At 73.3% G+C, this 20442-nt stretch carries 26 protein-coding genes; 12 read left to right on the forward strand and 14 right to left on the reverse strand.

The genetic code is table 11. The annotated features are described in order from the left end of the window. Positions 1-10: 10 nt before the first annotated feature. Positions 11-1141, reverse strand: coding sequence for a ferredoxin reductase (locus ACSMHG_RS04460; RefSeq protein WP_435742209.1), 1131 nt, complete (start codon positions 1139-1141; stop codon positions 11-13). 143 nt (positions 1142-1284) lie between these two features. Between ACSMHG_RS04460 and ACSMHG_RS04465 the strand changes: the two genes are divergently transcribed. After that, entirely contained in the window at positions 1285-1914 is a 630-nt protein-coding gene (locus ACSMHG_RS04465; protein ID WP_435742211.1) for a TetR family transcriptional regulator, read from the forward strand. Between the two features lie 53 nt (positions 1915-1967). On the opposite strand, the gene ACSMHG_RS04470 is transcribed toward ACSMHG_RS04465, so the two are convergent. The 7 genes from ACSMHG_RS04470 to ACSMHG_RS04500 form a co-directional block, all read right to left on the reverse strand. Further along, on the reverse strand, positions 1968-2771 hold the full coding sequence (locus ACSMHG_RS04470; RefSeq protein WP_435742212.1) for an amino acid ABC transporter ATP-binding protein: 804 nt from the start codon (positions 2769-2771) through the stop codon (positions 1968-1970). After that, positions 2758-3417, reverse strand: coding sequence for an amino acid ABC transporter permease (locus tag ACSMHG_RS04475; RefSeq protein ID WP_435742213.1), 660 nt, complete (start codon positions 3415-3417; stop codon positions 2758-2760). Before ACSMHG_RS04475 ends, ACSMHG_RS04470 begins: the two co-directional genes overlap by 14 nt. 17 nt (positions 3418-3434) lie before the next feature. Further along, a complete protein-coding gene (locus ACSMHG_RS04480; protein ID WP_435742214.1) occupies positions 3435-4271 on the reverse strand; it encodes an amino acid ABC transporter substrate-binding protein in 837 nt (278 codons plus the stop codon). 89 nt (positions 4272-4360) lie between these two features. Beyond that, complete coding sequence (locus tag ACSMHG_RS04485) at positions 4361-5098, reverse strand: SDR family oxidoreductase (RefSeq protein WP_435742215.1); 738 nt, start codon at positions 5096-5098, stop codon at positions 4361-4363. Then, positions 5095-6063: a zinc-binding dehydrogenase gene (locus tag ACSMHG_RS04490; protein ID WP_435742216.1), complete on the reverse strand. Its 969-nt coding sequence runs from the start codon at positions 6061-6063 to the stop codon at positions 5095-5097. The genes ACSMHG_RS04485 and ACSMHG_RS04490 overlap by 4 nt, the downstream gene beginning before the upstream one ends. A gap of 29 nt (positions 6064-6092) precedes the next feature. Further along, a complete protein-coding gene (locus ACSMHG_RS04495) occupies positions 6093-7313 on the reverse strand; it encodes an NAD(P)-dependent malic enzyme (RefSeq protein WP_435742217.1) in 1221 nt (406 codons plus the stop codon). Between the two features lie 57 nt (positions 7314-7370). Then, positions 7371-7727, reverse strand: coding sequence for a S24/S26 family peptidase (locus ACSMHG_RS04500; protein WP_435742218.1), 357 nt, complete (start codon positions 7725-7727; stop codon positions 7371-7373). 60 nt (positions 7728-7787) lie between these two features. Between ACSMHG_RS04500 and sodN the strand changes: the two genes are divergently transcribed. The 3 genes from sodN (at position 7788) to ACSMHG_RS04515 (ending at position 9603) form a co-directional block, all read left to right on the forward strand. Further along, on the forward strand, positions 7788-8192 hold the full coding sequence (gene sodN, locus ACSMHG_RS04505; protein WP_435742219.1) for a superoxide dismutase, Ni: 405 nt from the start codon (positions 7788-7790) through the stop codon (positions 8190-8192). Between the two features lie 120 nt (positions 8193-8312). Continuing rightward, on the forward strand, positions 8313-8783 hold the full coding sequence (locus ACSMHG_RS04510; RefSeq protein WP_435742220.1) for an ATP-binding protein: 471 nt from the start codon (positions 8313-8315) through the stop codon (positions 8781-8783). Position 8784: 1 nt separating this feature from the next. Then, positions 8785-9603, forward strand: a complete 819-nt coding sequence (locus ACSMHG_RS04515) for an RNA polymerase sigma factor SigF (RefSeq protein WP_435742222.1) — start codon at positions 8785-8787, stop codon at positions 9601-9603. 18 nt (positions 9604-9621) lie between these two features. Here the strand turns inward: ACSMHG_RS04515 and ACSMHG_RS04520 are convergent, their stop codons facing one another. Next, the gene (locus ACSMHG_RS04520) at positions 9622-10038 is read right to left on the reverse strand and encodes a hypothetical protein (RefSeq protein WP_435742223.1); all 417 of its coding nucleotides are present in this window, start codon (positions 10036-10038) and stop codon (positions 9622-9624) included. Positions 10039-10246: 208 nt separating this feature from the next. On the opposite strand from ACSMHG_RS04520, the gene ACSMHG_RS04525 reads away from it, so the two are divergent. After that, entirely contained in the window at positions 10247-10498 is a 252-nt protein-coding gene (locus ACSMHG_RS04525) for a WhiB family transcriptional regulator (RefSeq protein WP_011755173.1), read from the forward strand. A 58-nt stretch (positions 10499-10556) separates the two neighbouring features. On the opposite strand, the gene ACSMHG_RS04530 is transcribed toward ACSMHG_RS04525, so the two are convergent. Further along, positions 10557-12044: a sensor histidine kinase gene (locus tag ACSMHG_RS04530; protein WP_435742224.1), complete on the reverse strand. Its 1488-nt coding sequence runs from the start codon at positions 12042-12044 to the stop codon at positions 10557-10559. A 78-nt stretch (positions 12045-12122) separates the two neighbouring features. Between ACSMHG_RS04530 and ACSMHG_RS04535 the strand changes: the two genes are divergently transcribed. From ACSMHG_RS04535 to ACSMHG_RS04555, 5 genes are all read left to right on the forward strand, one after another. Beyond that, entirely contained in the window at positions 12123-12974 is an 852-nt protein-coding gene (locus ACSMHG_RS04535; RefSeq protein WP_435742225.1) for a DUF2785 domain-containing protein, read from the forward strand. A 79-nt stretch (positions 12975-13053) separates the two neighbouring features. Continuing rightward, positions 13054-14745 (forward strand): acetolactate synthase, encoded by a 1692-nt coding sequence (locus ACSMHG_RS04540; RefSeq protein ID WP_435742226.1) that lies wholly within the window; start codon positions 13054-13056, stop codon positions 14743-14745. A gap of 2 nt (positions 14746-14747) precedes the next feature. Next, a complete protein-coding gene (locus tag ACSMHG_RS04545) occupies positions 14748-15248 on the forward strand; it encodes a GNAT family N-acetyltransferase (RefSeq protein WP_435742227.1) in 501 nt (166 codons plus the stop codon). Continuing rightward, complete coding sequence (locus tag ACSMHG_RS04550) at positions 15248-15628, forward strand: thioesterase family protein (RefSeq protein ID WP_435742229.1); 381 nt, start codon at positions 15248-15250, stop codon at positions 15626-15628. The genes ACSMHG_RS04545 and ACSMHG_RS04550 overlap by 1 nt, the downstream gene beginning before the upstream one ends. Before the next feature lie 120 nt (positions 15629-15748). After that, positions 15749-15823 (forward strand): 50S ribosomal protein bL37, encoded by a 75-nt coding sequence (locus ACSMHG_RS04555; protein ID WP_369759046.1) that lies wholly within the window; start codon positions 15749-15751, stop codon positions 15821-15823. 217 nt (positions 15824-16040) lie between these two features. Here the strand turns inward: ACSMHG_RS04555 and rsrA are convergent, their stop codons facing one another. From rsrA to ACSMHG_RS04575, 4 genes are read right to left on the reverse strand one after another with little or no spacing between them, the layout of a single operon-like run. After that, a complete protein-coding gene (gene rsrA / locus ACSMHG_RS04560) occupies positions 16041-16316 on the reverse strand; it encodes a mycothiol system anti-sigma-R factor (RefSeq protein ID WP_435742231.1) in 276 nt (91 codons plus the stop codon). Continuing rightward, positions 16313-16984, reverse strand: coding sequence for a sigma-70 family RNA polymerase sigma factor (locus ACSMHG_RS04565; protein WP_435742232.1), 672 nt, complete (start codon positions 16982-16984; stop codon positions 16313-16315). Before ACSMHG_RS04565 ends, rsrA begins: the two co-directional genes overlap by 4 nt. 57 nt (positions 16985-17041) lie before the next feature. Further along, entirely contained in the window at positions 17042-17695 is a 654-nt protein-coding gene (locus ACSMHG_RS04570) for an alpha/beta hydrolase family protein (RefSeq protein ID WP_435742234.1), read from the reverse strand. After that, complete coding sequence (locus tag ACSMHG_RS04575; protein WP_435742235.1) at positions 17692-18507, reverse strand: SOS response-associated peptidase; 816 nt, start codon at positions 18505-18507, stop codon at positions 17692-17694. Before ACSMHG_RS04575 ends, ACSMHG_RS04570 begins: the two co-directional genes overlap by 4 nt. A gap of 75 nt (positions 18508-18582) precedes the next feature. Here ACSMHG_RS04575 and ACSMHG_RS04580 point away from each other — a divergent pair, with 75 nt between their 5' ends. Next, positions 18583-19113: a DoxX family membrane protein gene (locus ACSMHG_RS04580; RefSeq protein ID WP_435742236.1), complete on the forward strand. Its 531-nt coding sequence runs from the start codon at positions 18583-18585 to the stop codon at positions 19111-19113. A 51-nt stretch (positions 19114-19164) separates the two neighbouring features. Then, positions 19165-20439 (forward strand): 3-phosphoshikimate 1-carboxyvinyltransferase, encoded by a 1275-nt coding sequence (aroA, locus tag ACSMHG_RS04585; protein WP_435742237.1) that lies wholly within the window; start codon positions 19165-19167, stop codon positions 20437-20439. Positions 20440-20442: the final 3 nt, after the last annotated feature.

Here is a 20442-nt window from a genome sequence, read left to right on the forward strand (position 1 = left end):
CCACCAGAGGTCAGAGGTCGACGGTGCAGTCGCCGACGGGGGCGGAGACGCAGATGCGGACGTCCTCGTCGGGCAGCGAGGACTGCTCCCCGGTCAGGACGTTGCGGACCGTGCCCTCGCTCTTGCGGGAGACACAGGAGAAGCAGATGCCCATCCGGCACCCCGACTCGGGCCTCAGGCCGAGCGCCTCGGCCTGGTCGAGGAGGGTGGCTCCGGTGTTCGCGCCGCTGGCGCCGGAGCGGCTGAACACGACGTCGCCCTCGGCGGCGTCGGTGCCGGCGGCCCGCGGCGGCTTGAAGTACTCCAGGCGCAGCACGGGCGAGGCGCCCCCTCGAGACGGCTCGTCCCTCGCCTCCTCAGGACAGGCGTACGTGCGCTGGACGGCCTCGATGAGCGGCGCCGGTCCGCATGCCCACGTCGGCACGTCGCGATAGCCGGGCACCAGCCGCTCGAGGTACGCCGGCGAGAGCGCCGGGTCGCCGAGCTCGGGATGGAGCAGGTGGACGTCGACGCCGTGACCGGACCGGCGGACCTCCTCGAGCTCGTCGGCGAAGATCTGGTGCTCGGGACTGCGGGCGTAGTGCAGGAAGGTCACCTGGCCGCGGTGGGTGCGCCGCTGCAGCGACCGCAACATCGACATCACCGGAGTGATGCCCGAGCCGCCGGAGATGAACAGGATCCGCTCGGGCACGGCGTCGGGAAGGACGAACTCCCCCTGCGCCTGTGAGAGGTGCACCATGGTCCCGGGCCGGGCGTGCTCGGCGAGGTACCGGCTCACACCGCGCCCCTCGGGGGCGTCCGGGTTGGCGCGGAGGGTGATCGTGAACCGGTCACCGGGGCGGCTGTCCGGGCTGGAGATCGTGAACACCCGCGTCGTCCGCCGGGCGCCGTCGATCTCCACCCCCAGCTGGACGTGCTGGCCCGCACGGTGGCCGCGCCAGGTGGAGGTCGGTTGCAGGGTGATCGTCGCGACCGGCGGGTGGCCGGGCACGTCGACCTCGCGGTGGACGTCGACGACGCGGGCCCGGACCTCGTGGGCGGCCCACATGGGGTTGACCTGCTCGAGGTACCGGTCGACGCCGTGCGGCGAGGCCAGGGCGGCCACGGCCCGGCTGCGGAGGATGGTCGAGGTGAGGCCCATCGCGGGCTCCTTCGCTGGAGGCGATCACTGGGTGAACGACTGTGCACTCATCACTGTGCCCGGAACCCGTGCGACGCTCAACCCCTCACCGGGTGAGCGTGCACACACGTCCACCCAGATGTGACGGAGGCTACGATGACGGGGTGACGGAGACGCGGGTCGAGCGCAAGCAGCGGACCCGACGAGCCATCCTCGACGCCGCCCTCGACCTGTGCGAGGACAGCAGCCTGGTGGCGCTCTCCCTGCGGCAGGTGGCCAAGGAGGTCGGCATCGTGCCGACCGCCTTCTACCGGCACTTCGAGTCGATCGAGGCGCTCGGCCTGGCGCTGGTCGACGAGTCCTTCGTCTCCCTGCGCGCGATGCTGCGCGACGTACGCCGCTCCGAGGGAGCGGTGCGCGGGTTCAGCGAGATCGTCGACGACTCGGTGCGCATCCTCGTGGAGCACGTCCACCAGCAGCGCCAGCACTTCCGCTTCATCGCTCGCGAGCGGGCGGCCGGTCCGCCGGCCGTCCGTGAGGCGATCCGGCACGAGATCGAGCTGTGCGAGCGTGAGCTGGCCACCGACCTCGCCAGGCTCCCCGGCACGGAGCGGTGGTCGGGCGAGGACCTGCGGGTGCTCTCCAACCTCATCGTCACGGCGATGGTCGCGACCGCGGAGGCGATCCTGACGGCCGCGGCACGGCCCGACGTCGAGAAGCAGCTGGCCGAGACCGCCCGCACCCAGCTGCGGATGGTGCTGATCGGTGCGCTGCACTGGGAGTCGCGTCCCTGACGCTCCTCGCGGCCGGGTCGGGCCCCGACCGTCACCCGATCGTCACCCGGCCGTCACCAGGGCTGCTGCAGACGTCGGACGAACTGCCGCGTGCGCTCGTGCGAGGGCCGGACCAGGACCACCTCCGGAGCGCCACGCTCGACCACGACGCCCTGGTCCATGAAGACCACCTCGTCGGCGACCTCGCGGGCGAAGGCGAGCTCGTGGGTCACGATGACCATCGTCCAGCCCTCCTCGGAGAGCTCCTTGATGACGGCGAGCACCTCACCGACCAGCTCGGGGTCCAAGGCCGAGGTCGGCTCGTCGAAGAGCAGCAGCCGCGGGCGCATGGCGAGCGCCCGGACGATGCCGACCCGCTGCTGCTGGCCGCCGGAGAGCTGGAAGGGGTAGGCGTCGGCGCGTTCGGCCAGACCGACCCGGGCGAGCAGCCCGCGGGCCTCCTCCTCCGCCTCGGCTCGTACCCGGCCCCGGACCCGCACCGGTCCCTCGACGACGTTCTCGATGACCGTCAGGTGCGGGAAGAGGTTGTAGTGCTGGAAGACCATCGCGCTGCAGTCGCGCAGGGCGCCGATCTCGCGGCGCCCCACGGGGCGTGAGAAGTCGACGTCCACGTCCCGGCCGACCTCGATCCGCCCGGCGTCGGGGACCTCCAGGCCGTTGAGCGAGCGCAGCACGGTCGTCTTGCCCGAGCCGGAGGGTCCGACGAGCGCGACGACCTTGCCGTGGCCGACCGCGAGGTCGATCCCGCGGAGGACGACCTGGTCGCCGAAGGACTTGCGGAGCCCCGTGACGGTCAGGACCCGACTGCCCCGGAGCTCCGGGGCGGGCGACTCACCGGGCGACTCAGCGGGCGACATGACGTTCGAGCCTCCTCTCCAGGACCGACTGGCCGAACGACAGGAACAGGCAGAGCACCCAGTACACCGCGGCCGCCTCCATGTACAGCACCAGGAACTCCTGGCTGAAGGCCGCGATCTCCTGGGCCTGGCGGAAGAGCTCGGTCACCAGGATGAGCGAGGCCAGCGAGGTGTCCTTGACCAGGCTGATGAACGTGTTCGACAGCGGCGGCACGGAGACCCGCGCGGCCTGCGGGAGGATGATCCGACGCAGCGCGAGCCGCCGCGACATGCCGATCATGTGTGCCGCCTCCCACTGGCCCTTCGGCACCGAGAGGATCGCGGCGCGGATGACCTCCGCGGCGTACCCGCCGACGTTGAGCGAGAAGGCCGCGATGGCGCTCGGCCACGGGTCGATCGTGACGCCGACGGAGGGCAGCCCGTAGAAGATCACGAAGAGCTGGACCAGCAGCGGCGTCCCGCGGATCACCGACACGTAGGCCCGCCCGGTCCCGGAGAGCAGCCTCGACCGGCTCAACCGCATCAGGGCGACCACGAGGGCCAGCACCAGCCCGATGGCGAACGACGCGAGGGAGAGGGGGATCGTCCCGAGCAGCGCCCCGCGGACCAGGGGCCACAGGGACGTGCGGACGAGCTCCCAGTCCATCGCGTCAGCCCGTCAGGTCAGCGCGAGACGTCGTCGCCGAAGTACTTCTCGGAGATCTCGGCGAGCGTGCCGTCCTCGCGCAGCGTCTCCAGCGCCTCGTCCACTGCGGCCACCAGCTCGTCGCTGCCCTGGCGGAAGGCGAAGGCGTTGCGCGCCTCGTCCTCGGTCTCGGCCGCGATCTCCAGCCCGGTGTCGCCCTCGGTCTGCTCCCAGTCGAGGAAGGTCAGCTTGTCGTTGATGGTGGCGTCGACCCGCCCCTGCTGGAGCAGCGTGACCGCCTGCGCCCAGCCCTCGACGTTCTCGATGTCCGCGCCGCTCTCCTTCGCCAGCTCGTACCAGTTGCTGGTGAGGGACTGGGCGGTGGTCTTGCCGGCCAGGTCGTCGAAGGAGTCGATGCTGTCGTCGCCCTCGTTGACCACGACGACGCCCGGGCTGACGGTGTAGGGCTGGGAGAAGGCGTACTCCTCCTCGCGCTCGGGGGTGATCGAGACCTGGTTGGCGATCACGTCGAAGCGGCCCGCCTGCAGGCCCGCGAAGATCGCGTCCCACTGGGTCTCCTCGAACTCCACCTCGACGCCGAGCTCCTCGGCGACCGCCTCCATCACCTCGACGTCGTAGCCGGTCAGGTCGCCGCTGCCACCCTCGTGGAAGGTGAACGGGCGGTAGGTGCCCTCGGTCCCGACCGTGATCACGCCCTCCTCCTGGACCTGCTCCAGGGAGGACCCGGCGGCCGGCGACCCGGAGTCGCTGCCGGAGGCGCCACCGGACCCGCCGCAGCCGGCGAGCGCGAGCGCCGCCGAGGCGAGGGCGGTGGTGAGCAGGAGACGGGAGGAGTGCGTACGTGCGTGGGTCACGTGCGGCTCAGCGCTCCTTCGGTCCCGATCATTCCGGCGGACGGTGCGGGCCGGCTCACACCGAGCGCGGCCCGAGCCGGCGCTCGTGGTCACCTCGGCTGGACGGCGACCTCGGGCAGCACGGCGTCCCCGGGCAGGTCGAGGACGTGCAGCAAAAGGTCGACGACCGTCTCCGGCTGTACCCACGCGGCGGGGTCGTACTCCTTGCCCTCCTGGGCGTGGACCGTCTCCTGCATCGGCGTCGCGGTGCGCCCGGGGAAGACCGACGTCACCCGCACGCCGTGGGCGGCCTCCTCGGCCCGCAGCGCGTCGGCGAGGGCACGGAGGCCGAACTTCGACGCGGCGTACGCCGCCCAGTCGGGCTTGGCGACCTTGCCCGCGCCGGAGTTGACGAAGACCACGGTCCCCCCGGCCGCGCGGAGCGCCGGCAGGGCGCACCGGGTGAGCGCGGCGGGGGCCACGAGGTTGACGGTGAGCTGGTCCTGCCAGGCCGTCACGGAGAGGTCGGCCACGGCGCCGAGCTCCACGACGCCGGCGGCGTGCACGACCGAGTCGAGGCGGTCGGGCAGCGCGAGCGACTCGACGACCGCCGGGTCGGCGAGGTCGGCGACGAGGACGGTGGCTCCGTCGAAGGCGCGGGCCAGCTCCGCGGCGCGCTCCTCATGGCGGGCGACCAGCACCAGGTGGTCGCCACGGGCGTGCAGTGCGGTCGCGAGCCCGGCGCCGATGCCGGAGCCCGCGCCGGTGACCAGATGCGTGCGTCGGGTCGTCGCCGCAGTCGCCGCAGTCGTCGCAGTCGTCGCAGTCGTCGTCCCAGTCGTCGTCACAGCGTGAACACCACCTTGCCGAAGAGCTCTCCCCCGGCCATCGCCTCGAAGCCGGTCCGTGCCTCGGTCAGCGGCAGGACGCGGTCGACCAGCGGCCGGGCGCCGGTCGCGTCCAGCATCGTCACCAGGGCCGCCAGCTCGTGCCGGGTGCCCATCGTCGAGCCGACCACCTGCAGCTGCTTGTAGAAGATCCGGGTCAGCTCGGCGTCGTCGGGCTGCGCGCCGGACGTGGTCCCGGAGATGACGATCGCACCGCCGGGGCGCAACGAGCGGATGGAGTGCGACCAGGTCGCCCGGCCGACCGTCTCCATGACCGCGTCCACCTTGACCGGCAGCCGCTCCCCCGCGGCGTACACCTCGTGGGCGCCGAGCTCGAGGGCCCGCTGCCGCTTGGCCTCGTCCCGGCTGGTCGCCAGCACCCGGAGCCCCGCCGCCCGGGCGAGCACGACCAACGCCGTGGCGACGCCGCCGCCGGCTCCCTGGACCAGCACCGTCTGCCCGGGCGCGAGGCGGCCCCGCGTGAAGAGCATCCGGTACGCCGTGAGCCAGGCCGACGGCAGGCAGGCGGCCTCCTCGAACGACATCGAGGCCGGCTTCGGCACCAGGTTGCGCCGGGGCACGACCACGGTCTCGGCGAAGGTGCCCTGGTGCCGCTCGGAGAGGATCGCGCGCCGAGGGTCGAGCGTCTCGTCGTCGGCTGCGCCGGGGTCGCCGATCACCGCGTGGACGACGACCTCGTTGCCGTCCTCGTCCACCCCCGCCGCGTCGCAGCCGAGGATCATCGGCAGCGCCTCGGCCTTGATGCCGACGCCTCGCAGGGTCCAGAGGTCGTGGTGGTTGAGCGCGGCGGCCCGCACCGTGACCGCCGCCCAGCCCTCGGGGACCGAGGGCACCGGCCGCTCGCCCACCACGAGTGCGGACAGGGGGTCGTCGGGAGCGAAGCGCTCTGCGTAGACGGCCAGCACGGCGGCCCGGTGCCCCGTTCCTCGTCCCGTCAGCGGCGCGCCACGCCGTCGCGGCGTGCGGCCTCGGCCACAGCAGCGGAGACGGCGGGGCCGACGCGGGCGTCGAACGGCGAGGGGATGATGTAGTCCTCGGTGAGCTGGTCGCCCACGAGGTCGGCGAGGGCGTCGGCGGCCGCGAGCTTCATGCCCTCGGTGATCGCGGTGGCGCGGACGTCGAAGGTGCCGCGGAAGATCCCCGGGAAGGCCAGCACGTTGTTGATCTGGTTGGGGAAGTCCGAGCGGCCGGTCGCCACGACCCGCGCGTGCCGGTGCGCGACCTCGGGCAGGACCTCGGGCGTCGGGTTGGCCAGCCCGAAGATGATCGCGTCGTCGGCCATGGTGGCGACGTGCTCCTCGGGGACCGTGCCGCCCGAGACACCGATGTAGACGTCGGCGCCGACCAGCGCGTCGGCGAGCGTGCCGGAGCGGCCCGTGACGTCGGCGGTCAGCTCGGCCACGACCTTCTTGACCGGCGTCAGGTCCCCGCGGTCGGAGCTGAGCACGCCCTTGCGGTCGGTGACGGCGAGGTCGGTGATGCCCGCCTCGAGGAGGATCCGCGCGACCGCGACGCCCGCGGCGCCGGCGCCGGAGATGACCACCCGGGTCTCGGCGGGGTTGCGGCCGGTGAGGCGCAGCGCGTTCTTGAGCGCGGCCAGGGCGACGACCGCGGTGCCGTGCTGGTCGTCGTGGAAGACGGGGATGTCCAGGCGCTCCTTGAGCCGGTCCTCGATCTCGAAGCAACGCGGAGCGGAGATGTCCTCGAGGTTGATGCCGCCGAAGCTGGGCGCCAGCCGCGCCACGGTCTCGATGATCTCCTCGGTGTCGGTGGTGTCGAGGCAGATCGGGACGGCGTCGACGTTGCCGAACTGCTTGAAGAGCACCGCCTTGCCCTCCATCACGGGCATCGCGGCCGCAGGCCCGATGTCGCCCAGGCCGAGCACCGCGGTGCCGTCGGTCACGACCGCGACGGTGTTCGGCACCCAGGTGTAGTGCTGGGTCATCGAGGGGTCCTCGGCGATGGCCGTGCACACCCGTGCCACTCCTGGCGTGTACGCCATGGAGAGCGCGTCGGCGCCGTCGAGCTCGACGGTCGACACGGTCTCGAGCTTGCCGCCGACGTGGAGGTCGAAGACCGGGTCACCTGCGAGCGGGTGGTCCGGACTGGCAGCCTCGGGCGCCTCGGGGGGCTCGGTCGTCTCAGGTGCTGACATGGGTTGCACTCTGGCACAGCGGACTCCGGAGCTGCCTGGTGTCCACGATGGTGTGGGTCACAGCCGCCGGGGGCGCGGCCACAGCCGCGCCACGGCGACCGCGAGGACGTCGCGGTCGTCGACGGGGCCCCGGTGGCGGGAGTCCACGCCTCGGTCCGGGTCGTCGCTGAGCAGCCACCAGCCGGCCCCGCCCGCTGCCGTCGTACGACGCTCGACGGCGCGCTTGACCGCGACCGTGCCGTCGGGGAACCGGGCCACCACGACCCGGCCCTCGCGCGCGCCGGCGCCGTGCCGCACGAGCAGCCGGTCCCCCGGCTGGAGCGTCGGCCGCATCGAGTCGCCCCGCACCACCGCGAGGCCGATCCGCCGGGCCCGGGAGCTCGGCCGACGACCTGCTCGCCCCGCTCCTGACACGCGGAGTAGTGTCGCAGGCGGTTCTTAGGAACGACCCATCAGCCATGTGAGAGGACGGCAATGTTCGCGCGACTCTTCGCCCCCACCATCGAGGTCTCGGCCCACTGCGACCTGCCCTGCGGCGTCTACGACCCCGCACAGGCCCGCATCGAGGCCGAGTCGGTCAAGGCCATCATCGCCAAGGTGGCCGACAACGACGACCCGGACTTCCGCGTCCGGGCGGCGCTCATCAAGGAGCAGCGCTCCGAGCTGGTCAAGCACCACCTGTGGGTGCTGTGGACCGACTACTTCAAGCCCCCGCACTTCGAGAAGTACCCGCAGCTGCACCAGCTGATCAACGAGGCCACCAAGCTCGCCGGCGGTGGCGGCGGCACGAAGGCCGTCTTCGACGCCGAGGTCGCCGACCAGCTGCTGGAGAAGATCGACCAGATCGCCGAGATCTTCTGGGAGACCAAGAAGGCGTGAAGCACGAACGCTGAGGCACCAGCCTCACCGGTCACCACGGGGCCGGTCACCGGGACACGTCCCGGTGACCGGCCCCGACCACTATGGTCGAGCCCGAGCCCCCCGACGAAGGACGACCACATGCACCCCACGGCCCCCGGTCACCCCCAACGCCGCGCCGACGTCGAGCTCCGGGTGCCCGCCGACGGCGCGTACGTCTCGGTGCTGCGCACCACGGCGGCCGGGCTGGCCGCCCGCCTCGACTTCACGATCGACGACATCGAGGACCTCAGGATCGCGGTGGGGGAGGCCAGCGCGATGGTCCTGCCCGAGGCCGATCCCGGGTCGGACATGTACTGCCAGTTCTGGCTCGGGGGAGGCGAGCTCACCCTCGCGGTCGCGGTCGAGTCGGAGACGGCGTCGTCCCCGGACCACCAGCCCGACTACCAGAGCTTCGCCTGGCAGGTGCTCACCACGCTGGCCGCGAACGCGTCGGCCGCCGCGGCGGAGGGCCGGTTCGGGGTCGTGATGACCATGGCCGCCATGGACCTGGGAGACACCCTCCTGACGCAGGGGACCGCTGCCGGTGATGCTGGCGGAACAGCCCGCTGACATGGATGCGCCCAGCACGTCCGACGTCGTCGCGGCGCAGACGCCGTCGACCGGCATCGAGCTGACCCGCCGGCGCAGCGCCGAGCTCTTCGTCGAGCTGCACGCGGCCGGGTCCCCGGAGCCGGCGCGCGCGCGTGCTCGCGACGAGCTGGTCGCGCTCCACCTCCCGCTGGTCGAGCACTGTGCGCGCCGGTTCCGCAACCGCGGGGAGCCGCTGGAGGACCTGGTCCAGGTGGGCACGATCGGGTTGATCAAGTCGGTGGACCGGTTCGACCCGCAGCGCGGCGTCGAGTTCTCGACCTATGCGACGCCGACCGTGATCGGCGAGATCAAGCGCTACTTCCGGGACAAGGGCTGGGCGATCCGCGTCCCGCGGCGCCTCCAGGAGCTCCGGATGCAGATCGGCTCCACGACCGCGGAGCTCACCCAGGCGCTGGGCCGCTCCCCCACGCCGCGGGAGCTCGCCGAGGCGATCGGCTGCACCGTCGAGGAGATCGTCGAGGGCCTGGAGTCGAGCAACGCCTACTCGACGCTCTCCCTCGACGCCAGCGACGACCACGACGACGGCGCCGCCTCGATGCTCGACGCCATCGGGGTGGACGACGCCAACCTCGAGCACGTCGAGATCCGCGAGTCCCTCAAGCCGCTGCTCGACCGGCTCGAGCCGCGGGAGAAGCGGATCCTGCTGCTGCGCTTCTTCAAGAACATGACCCAGTCGCAGATCGCCGAGGAGATCGGCGTCTCCCAGATGCACGTGTCGCGGCTGCTCAGCCGGACCCTCGTGCAGCTGCGCACCTCGCTCGAGGCGCACGACGACTGAGGCGCACGCACGCTCCGGTCACGAGTCGGCGGACCGGGAGCCGGTCGGGTCGTCGACCAGCGCCTCGGTGCTGGCGGGGTGCAGCAGGCCGGCGAGCACGACGAGCGCCGTGACCGCGAGCCCGATGGCCACCAGCGTGGTGGGGTCACCGCGGAACGACCACGCGACGCCGAGCTGGATCAGCTGCGCCAGCACCGCAGGGGACCGCGCCCACGTGGCGAGCCGCCGCAGCCCCCAGGCGCAGACCAGGAGGCCGACGCCGCACAGCGCGAAGAACACCGTGGTGGTGATGCCCATCGTCAGGCGCTGGAAGGAGAGGTTCGCCAGCTCCGCCACGGCCAGCAGCGTGAGCACCACGCCCTGCACGGCGACCAGGGAGGCGGCGACCGTCAGCGGCGCCGGCACGGAGGTCTGAGGAGAGGGTCTGCTGGGCACCGGACGAGCCTAGCGATCGGCGCCCCCGGGACGCCCTCGCGTGTCTGTGACGGAAGAGACCATCGCAAACGCTTGTATAACGTTCCAAAGATTGCCACGCTGGGCACTCGCTCGTGAACGCGTTCACTCGCCGTCCCCGCACGGGCCCCGCAGGCTTGCGCCGCCCCTGGCCTGCACGTACGTAGTAGAGAGTAGGGATTCCCCAGCCATGGATTGGCGCCACCGTTCGGCGTGCCTCGACGAGGACCCGGAGCTGTTCTTCCCGATCGGCAACACCGGTCCGGCCATCCTCCAGATCGAGGAGGCCAAGCAGGTCTGCCGACGCTGCGAGGTGCGCGAGCAGTGCCTCGCGTGGGCGCTCGAGGCCGGCCAGGACCACGGAGTGTGGGGCGGCCTCAGCGAGGACGAGCGCCGCGCACTCAAGCGCCGCAACGCCCGCGCCCGCGTCCGCACCGCCTGATCCACGGCTGATCCACGGCTGACCCCGGCCGTCTGCCGAGTCGCCCTCGGGGTGGCGATCAGGCAAGCGGCACGTCGAGCACGACCCGGGTCCCGCGTCCCCTGGGCACCGCGCCGAGCTCGAGCCGACCACCCAGCTCGGACTCGACGAGCGTGCGGACGATGGAGAGCCCGAGGTTCGTCGACCCGTCCAGGTCGAAGCCCTCGGGCAGCCCGCGTCCGTCGTCGTCGACGGTGAGGTGCAGCCGGCCGACCGTGCGCCGTACGGTCACCACCACCTGCCCTGCGGGGGCGAGGTCCTCGCCGGCGTCGTTCCCGTGGTCCGGCTGGCCCGGGTCACCGTAGCCGTGCTCCACGGCGTTCTGCAGCACCTCCGTCAGCACCATCGCCAGCGCGGTGGCCGCCTCCGACGGCAGGCTGCCGAACTCGCCGTCGCGCACGACGTGCACCCGGCGGCCGACCATGCTGACGTCGGTCACCATCGTGCCGAGCCGCTCCGCGATCTCGTCGAAGTCGACGGTCTCCTCGACCGCCTGGCTCAGGGTCTCGTGGACGATGGCGATCGAGCCGACCCGGCGCACGGCCTCCTCGAGGGCGAGCTTCGCCGCCTCGGAGTCGATCCGCCGGGCCTGGAGCCGCAGCAGGGCCGCGACGGTCTGCAGGTTGTTCTTCACCCGGTGGTGGATCTCCCGGATGGTGGCGTCCTTGGTCACCAGCTCGCGGTCGCGCCGGCGCAGGTCGGTGACGTCGCGGACCAGGACCAGCGCCCCGATGTGACGGCCGTCGGGGCGCAGCGGCACCGAGCGGATGATCAGCGAGACGGTGTCCGTCCCGACCTCGGTGTCCCGGTGGGCACGCCCGCCGAGGACCGCGCTCAGCGTCTCCTCGTCCGGTCGGCGGCGGGGCGGCACGAGGTCACGGGTCAGGTCCGCCAGGGAGAGGCCGGTGAGGTCGCCGGAGAGGCCCAGGCGGCGGTAGACCGACAGGGCGTTGGGGCTGGCGTAGGTGACGGTCCCGGCCGCGTCCACGCGCAGGAAGCCGTCCCCCACCCGGGGCGAGTCGGCGTGGTCACTGCGCTGGCCGGGCGCGGGGAAGTAGCCCTGCGCGATCATCTGGGTGAGGTCCGCCGCCGTCTGGAGGTAGGCCAGCTCGAGGCGGCTGGGCGTCCGCACGCCGAGCAGGTTGGTGTTGCGCGAGACCACGGCGATGACCCGCCCACCGTGGCGCACCGGGATCGTCTCCACCCGCACCGGCACCTCGCCGCGCCACTCGGGGTCACCCTCCCGCACCAGCCGGCCCTCGGCGTAGGCGGCGTCGAGGAGCGGGCGCCGGCCGCGCGGCACGAAGGTGCCGACGACGTCGTCGACGTACGCCGTGGGGCCGGTGGTCGGCCGCATCTGCCCACCCGCCCAGAAGCCGGCGCCGCTCGCGTCGGGCAGCCAGAGCACCAGGTCGGCGAAGGAGAGGTCGGCGAGGATCTGCCAGTCCGCCTGCAGCAGCTGGAGCCACGCGACGTCCTCGAGGCTCAGGTCGGTGTGACTTCGCACCAGATCGGCGAGGGTCGGCACGACTGGTGACCTTACCGACGCGCGGGAACTCTTCCCACAGCGCCAGCCTTTGGCAGGATGACCCCCATGTCGGGGCAGTACTGGAAGCAGGTCCATGCGCAGGGGCTGGAGGTCCCCGCGGACCGCCCCCTGGACGACCTGACCGCGGAGCTGACGGTCATGCTCGGGGACGCCGATCCAGAGCTGCGCGACGGCACGGCGTACCCAGCACTCGCCACCTGGGTGAGCCGGGGCGTCTACGACGAGCTGCTCTCCGGCCTCGGCGACGGGATGGCCGCCGGCCTGCGCGTGGGCATCGGGGAGGTCGGCACGGACACCGTCTTCCGCCGCAGCTTCTCCGCGCTCGTGCTCGCCGAGTGCCTGGCCCGCGACAACGCGCAGGGGCTGCTGCCCGCCGGCAAGGTCCTGGAGTGGGGCGACTGCCTGGCGACTTGGCTGCTGCGCGAGCAGGACACCCGCGGCTGGGTGCCCGGCAAGGGGTGGGCCCACGCCGTTGCCCACGGCGCGGACGGCCTCGCCGTGCTCGCCCGGTCGCCGCACGTCGGCATGGCGGAGCTCACCGTGCTGCTCGACGTGGTGGCCGACCGGCTGCTGCTCCCCGTCGACCACCTCTTCGTCAACGGCGAGGCCGACCGGCTCGCCGGCACGACGATGGCCGTGCTGCGGCGCGACGCGGTGCCGCTGCAGGTGCTCGAGCCGTGGGTCGCCCGGATCGCCAACGCCGCCGCCCGCTCGTCGTACGACGGGCGCGACCCGCACCTGGCCAGCGGCAACGCCGAGGCGTTCCTGCGGGCGCTCTACCTCCAGCTCGCCCTCGGGCCCAACCCGCCCGCGGTCCGCTCCGACCTGCTGCTCGTCGTGGTGGACGCGCTGCGCCACACCAACCCGGCGCTGCAGGCGTCCGCCTGAACCGTCGCCGGCGCGCGGACCTGCCGGATCCGGCCGCGTCCCGGCCCGCGAAGCGCCGGGGGCGCATAGTGTCGGAACCATGAGCGACGCCGAGACCGAGACCTGGCCGGACCCGACCGCCGACGTGCCCGTGCCCGAGGGGCACCTGAAGGGGCACGCCGGCGAGCTCGCCGTCGCCGTGGCCCGGGCGCACGGCGTGGAGACGATGTTCACCCTCTCCGGCGCCCACGTCTTCCCGCTCTACGACGGCGCGGTCAAGGCCGACCCGCCGATGCGGCTCCTCGACGTGCGGCACGAGCAGACCGCGGCCTTCGCCGCCGAGGCGACCGGCAAGCTGACCCGGGTGCCGGGCCTGGCCGTGCTCACGGCGGGTCCCGGCGTCACCAACGGCGTCAGCGCGATCGCGCAGGCCCAGTTCGCCGGCTCCCCGATGGTCGTCGTGGGCGGTCGCGCGCCGCAGAACCGCTGGGGAAGCGGCAGCCTCCAGGAGCTGGACCAGCCGCCGATCGTGGCCTCGGTCTCGAAGTCGGCGCGCACGCTGATGACGGCCGCCGACGTCTCCCCCGGCCTGGACGAGGCGTTCACCGTCGCCGGCTCCTCGCACCGGGGACCGGTCTTCGTCGACGTCCCGATGGACGAGCTGTTCAACCAGGCGATCAGCCCCGCCGCGGCGGCCGCGGTGCCGCGCGGCGCCGAGCCCGACGGCGACGCCGTCGCCCGGGTCGTCGGCCTGCTGGCGCAGGCGGCCCGCCCGGTGCTGGTCCTGGGCACCGACGTGTGGGCCGACCGCGCCGAGGAGGCCGCCCTCCGCCTCGTCGAGGACGCAGGTCTCCCGACCCTCACCAACGGCATGGGCCGCGGCGTGGTGCCCGGTGGTCACCCGCTGCTGGTCACCAAGGCCCGCGGGCAGGCCCTCAAGGAGGCCGACCTGGTGATCGTGGTCGGCACCCCGCTGGACTTCCGGCTCGGGTACGGCGTGTTCGGCGACGCCCAGGTGGTCCACGTCGCCGACTCCCCCGGCCAGGTCTCGGGCCACGCCACGCTCGCCGAGTCGGTCGCCGGCGACCTCACCACCATCCTCTACGGGCTCCGCGCGGGCCTCGAGCACTCCTCCCGGCGGCCCGACTGGAGCGACTGGGTCTCGACGTTGCAGGACACGGTCCGCGCCGGCGTCGAGCGCGACCGTGCGCTGCTCACGGCGGAGGCGGACCCGATCCACCCGGCCCGGATCTATGGCGAGCTGGTCCCGCGGCTGGCCGACGACGCCGTCGTCATCGGCGACGGCGGCGACTTCGTCAGCTTCGCCGGCAAGTACGTCGAGCCGCAGCGGCCCGGCTGCTGGCTCGACCCCGGCCCCTACGGCTGCCTCGGCGCCGGGCTGGGCGCCGCCATCGCCGCGCGGATCGCGCGGCCGTCCTCGCAGGTCGTCCTCCTCCTCGGCGACGGTGCGGCAGGCTTCTCGCTCATGGACGTCGACACCCTCGTGCGCCACGGGCTGCCGGTCGTCATGGTGATGGCCAACAACTCCGCCTGGGGCCTGGAGAAGGGCCCGATGCAGATGCTCTACGGCTACGACGTCGCGGCCGACCTCGCGCCGCGCACGGCGTACGACGAGGTCGTGAAGGCGCTCGGCGGCGCCGGCGAGACCGTCACCGACCCCCGCCAGATCGGCGCAGCCCTCGACCGGGCGTTCGCCGCCGACGTGCCGTACCTGGTCAACGTGATCACCGACGTCGACGCGGCCTACCCGCGCGCGACCTTCGGCATCTGAGGGTGTCCGACCTCCGGTTGCGGCGGGCGACCCGCGACGACCTCGACGCGGTCGGCCGGGTCACCGTCGCGGCGTACGAGCCGTTCCTCGACGGCGCCGACGACCCGTACCGGGAGCAGCTGGCCGACGCCGCCCGCCGGGACGCCGAGGCGGAAGTGTGGGTGGCGACCCCGGCCGACGCCGAGGAGGTCCTGGGCGCGGTGACGATCTGCCCCGAAGGATCGCCGTGGCGCGAGGTCGCCGCAGCCGGCGAGGGCGAGTTCCGGATGCTGGCCGTCGCGCCGCACGCGCAGCGCCGCGGCGTCGGCGAGGCGCTGGTGCACCTCGTGCTCGACCGGTTCCGCGAGCAGGGAGCGAGCGCCGTCGTGCTCTCCAGCCTCGCGGAGATGGCCGGCGCCCACCGCGTCTACACCCGCCTCGGCTTCGTCCGCACCCCGGACCGCGACTGGCGGCCACGCCCGGAGATCTCGCTGATCTGCTTCCGCAAGGACCTGGAGGACTGATGGACGCCACGCTCCGCTTCACCGTCGGTGACGACGACACCGCCGTCGCCGTCGGGTCCGGCTCCCTGCCCGTGCTCGGCACCCCTCGGGTGCTCGCCTGGTGCGAGGCCGCGACCTGTGCGGCGATCGACCCGGCCCTCGGCGAGGGTGAGACCTCGGTCGGCACCCGGGTGGCGCTCGAGCACTCGGCCGCCAGCCCGGTCGGGCAGGTCGTGGAGGTCACCGCGACCCGGTCGTACGTCGACGGCCGGCTGCACCGGTTCGAGGTGGCCGCCCGGCACGTCGACGACGGTGCGCCGGCCAAGGTCGTCGCGACCGGCGAGGTGACCCGGGTGGTCGTGGACGGCGAGCGGTTCCTGCGCCGGGTCCTGCCGGGCTGATTTCGTCCGGCTGATTTCGCCGGGCTGATTTCGCCGGGCTGATTTCGTCCGGTCGGGGCGGATCTGGGAGACTGGCCGTTGGCCCCTCGTGGGCGACGTACATCGATCCAGGAGGACACCATGGGCAAGACCGGCCGCAAGCGCCGCGCTCGCAAGAAGAAGGGCGCGAACCACGGCAAGCGCCCCAACGCCTGAGCGCAGGCAGACGCACTGGACCCCCGAGCCATCCGGCCGGGGGTTCACTGCTTCCCGGGGCCACCACCGGCCCCCGGACAGCCGCTCCCAGCCATGTAACGCGACGTCCGCCGCACTACCCGCACGTTGCAACGTGCGGGTAGTGCGGCGAACCTGTCGTTACATGCTCGGTGCGCGCCCGGCCCGGAGCGGGTCCGAGCCGAGGCGACCGCCGGGGTCAGCCCTCGACGATCCGGACCTGCACCTCGCGGATGCGCAGCATGACCCGCTCGCGCAGCTCGGCGGGGGCCGGCTCGGCGCAGGAGCGCGCGACGACCGACTTCACGGTCCGCTGGAGGTCGTACTTCTCCAGGCACGGGTTGCAGGTGTCGAGGTGCACGCGGACGGCGGCGCAGTCGGCCTCCGCCAGCTCGTTGTCGATGAAGTAGACGATCTGCTCGAGGTAGTCCGCACACTCCTGCGGGTCCACGTGCTCGTGGCGGCGCTCGTTCATGCCTTGCCCCCCTCGCGGCTGACGGTGAGCAGGTCGTTGCTGCGGACGTAGTCGGAGAGCATGTCGCGCAGCTGGCGCCGGCCGCGGTGCAGCCGCGACATCACGGTGCCGATCGGCGTGTCCATGATCTCGGCGATCTCCTTGTAGGCGAAGCCCTCGACGTCGGCGAGGTAGACGGCGAGCCGGAACTCCTCCGGGAGCCGCTGCAGCGCGTCCTTGACCTGCGAGTCGGGCAGGTGCTCGAGCGCCTCGGTCTCGGCGGACTTCAGCCCGCTGGAGGTGTGCGACTCGGCCCGCGCGAGCTGCCAGTCCTCGACGTCCTCGGCCATCGACTGCTGCGGCTGGCGCTGCTTCTTGCGGTAGGTGTTGATGAAGGTGTTCGTGAGGATGCGGTAGAGCCACGCCTTGAGGTTGGTGCCCGGGCGGAACTGGTGGAAGGAGGAGTACGCCTTGGCGAACGTCTCCTGCACCAGGTCCTCGGCGTCAGCGGGGTTGCGCGTCATCCGCATCGCGGCCGAGTAGAGCTGGTCGAGGAACGGGAGCGCATCCCGCTCGAAGCGCAGCGAGCGCTCCTCCTCGGTCTCGGTGGCGACGTCGACGGGCGCACCGCTCGCGGTGGCGTCGGTCGCGGTCTCGGCGTCGAAGGGGTCAGTGACGGAGTCAGTCATCACCGGCCAGCCTACTGGCGGACGTTCCATCAGCACGGTCACGGGAAGCAGAACAGCTCACCGGGCCCCCTGATTCCCCGTCACCTCGCGGACCAGCCACTCCAGGGTGCACTCGACCACGAGGTCCATCGCCTCCTCCTGGCTCAGCGGGCCGCGGGCGGGGACCCTCAGGCCGTGGTCCGCACCGGGTACGACGCTCATCTCGACGTCGGCCGGGAACTCCTCGGGCCGCCCCATCGTGTCGCGCTCGCCCTGGACCACCAGCGTCGGCACGCCGGCGCCGGTCAGCTCCTCGAGCCGCGACTTCTCCGGCTTCCCCGGCGGGTGCAGGGGGAAGGAGAGCGCCAGGCACGCCACCGCGCCCAGTTGCCGCGCGCACCGGGCGGCGGAGCGGGCGCCGGCCGAGCGGCCACCGACCACCAGCGGCGTCCGCACCCGCAGCTGGTTGGAGGCGGCGACCAGGCCCTCGTCGAGGGTCCGCGCCGGGGTCGCGATCCGGCGGCCCGCGACCCGCCACGGCTGCTCGAGCCGGACGACGGTGAAGCCGTGCCGCGGCAGGTGGCGGGCCAGGGCGGCGAGATCGCGCGCCTCGATGCCGCCGCCGGCGCCGTGGCCGAGCAGCAGCGTGCCCATCGGCCGCGCCGCCCGGTCGCTCACGAGCCGGGCGGGTCCGTGCGGGGTGTCGACGACCCGCTCGTGCCGGATGCTCACGCGCCGGCCCCCTCGAGCGGCGGCACCTCGTCCAGCGGCAGGGGGGCCACCAGCTCGGGACCGTTGTTGCGGACGTTGCTCACCGCCCGGGAGACGGGGTACGCCTCGAGCGCGCCGGGCGCGGCGGGGACCAGCAGGTCCAGCAGCGCGTCGCGCGGCGCCGTCGGGTCGAGCCAGGCCGACCAACGGTCCGGCGCCACCATCAGCGGCATCCGGTCGTGGATCCGCCCGAGCTCGTCCTCCGCGTCGGTCGTGATGACGGTGCAGCTCCACAGGAACCGCGCGGGGTCGTCGTCGGCGCGCTCGGGGTCGCGCCAGATCTCGTAGAGACCGGCCATCGCCAGCGAGCCGCCGTCCTTGGGCCGGATGAAGAACGGCTGCTTGACCGGCTTGCCGGCCTTCGTCTGCTGCTCGGTCGGGTACCACTCGTAGTAGCCGTCGGCGGGGAGCAGGCACCGGCGCTTGGCGAAGGCCCGCTTGTACGCCGGCTTCTCGGCCACCGTCTCCATCCGCGCGTTGATCATCCGGTTGCCGATCGCGGGGTCCTTGGCCCAGGACGGCACCAGCCCCCAGCGCACGACGCGCAGCTGGCGCTCCCCCGTCGCGTGGCCCCCGCTCGCCTCGGTCCCTGTCCCGCCGGACCGCTCCGCGGCCTCCCGCGTGGACGGCGGCCGCTCGACCACGGCGTACACGTCCTTGGTGGGCGCCACGTTGAAATCGGGCTCGAGCGGCTCGGGGATGCGCAGCGCGGCGACGTCGAACTCCTCGGCGAGCTCCTCGGGCCGACGGCTGGAGGCGTAACGACCGCACATGCGGCTCACCCTAGTCCGGCACGGCCCCCGGCCGGGGCTCGTGTACCCGCGGAGCCGAGCGGGTATGGAGGAGCCATGTCCCTCAGCCGAATGGTCGCCCGCCCCATGCTCGCCTCGGTCTTCGCCGTGGGCGCCACCAGTGCCTTCAAGAACAGCGACGCCCTCGCGTCGAAGGCGGCACCGATCACCCAGAAGATGGTCGGCTCGCTGAGGAAGGTGGCGCCGCAGGTGCCCCTGCCCGAGGACCCGGACAGCCTGGTCAAGGTCAACGCTGCGCTGCAGCTGGCGGCGGCGGCCGCGCTCGCCACCGGCAAGGCGCCGCGGCTCTCGGCCGCCGTGCTCGCCGCGTCGCTGGCGCCCACCACCCTCGCCGGCCACCGGTTCTGGGAGGGCAGCGACCCCGAGACCAAGAAGCAGCAGCGGCTGCACTTCTTCAAGAACCTCTCGATCCTCGGCGGCCTGGTGATCGCCGCGGGCGACACCGACGGCCGTCCGGGCGTCGCGTGGCGCGCCCGGCACACCGTCAGGGACGCCCGCCGCGAGGCGCGGCACCTCGCCACCGCCGCCCGCAAGGAGGCCCGGTTCGTCAAGGCCCGGGTCGCCTGAGGTGCCGGCCGGAGGAGCGCCGGTCGCCGCCGCGGCCCTAGAGTGCGGGGCGTGAGCGCACCTTCCAGCACGCCCGCGGACCCCTGGCCCGCGCCGCGCGCGAGCGGTCCGGTCACCGCGACCGTCACGCTGCCGGGCAGCAAGTCGCTCACCAACCGGGCATTGGTCCTGGCCGCCATCGCCGACGGCCCCTCGGTGGTGCGTCGGGCGCTCCGGTCCCGCGACACCACGCTGATGGCGGCGGCGCTGACCTCCCTCGGCGCCTCGGTCGACACCTCCGGCGAGGACTGGACCGTCACGCCCGGTGAGCTCACCGGCGACGCCCAGGTCGACTGCGGTCTGGCCGGGACCGTCATGCGGTTCGTGCCCCCGGTGGCCGGCCTCGCCCGCGGCGCCGTCGCCTTCGACGGCGACCCGCACATGCGCCAGCGGCCGGTCGGGCAGGTGCTCGGCGCGCTGCGGGCCCTCGGCATCGACGTCGAGGGCGACGCCCTCCCCTTCACCGTCCGCGGCACCGGCTCGGTCCGCGGCGGCACCGTCGTGGTCGACGCCAGCGCCTCCTCCCAGTTCGTCTCGGCGCTGCTGCTGGCCGGCGCCCGCTACACCGAGGGCGTCGACGTCCGCCACGAGGGCGAGCCGGTCCCGTCGCTGCCCCACATCGACATGACCGTCGCGATGCTGCGCGAGCACGGCGTCGCCGTCGACGACGCCGGAGCCGACCGGTGGACGGTCGCTCCCGGCCCGGTCCGCGCCGTCGACCGCACCATCGAGCCGGACCTCTCCAACGCGGCGCCCTTCCTCGCGCTCGCCGCGGTCTCCGGCGGCACCGTCACCGTCCGGGACTGGCCCCGGGCCACCACCCAGGCCGGCGACGCCCTGCGCGGGATCCTCGAGGCCATGGGCTGCACCGTCCGCTTCACCGACGACGGGCTGGCGGTGACCGGGCCCGGCGAGCTGCGAGGCGTCGACGTCGACCTCCACGACGTCGGCGAGCTGACCCCGGCCGTCGCCGCGCTGTGCGCCCTGGCCGGCACGCCCTCGCACCTGCGCGGCATCGCCCACATCCGCGGCCACGAGACCGACCGGCTGGCCGCGCTGGCCACCGAGCTCGGCCGGCTCGGCGCCGACGTGACCGAGCACCCCGACGGGCTCGAGCTGCGGCCGTCCCCGCTCCGCGGCGGTGTCTTCCGGACCTACGCCGACCACCGGATGGCCCACGCCGGGGTCATCGTCGGCGCCGCCGTCGACGGTGTCCTGGTCGAGGACGTCGCCACGACCGGCAAGACCTTCCCGGACTTCGCCGGCTTCTGGGCCGGCCTCCTCTGACCC

It is taken from the genome of Nocardioides ureilyticus (assembly GCF_051280745.1).
Lineage (GTDB): Bacteria > Actinomycetota > Actinomycetes > Propionibacteriales > Nocardioidaceae > Nocardioides.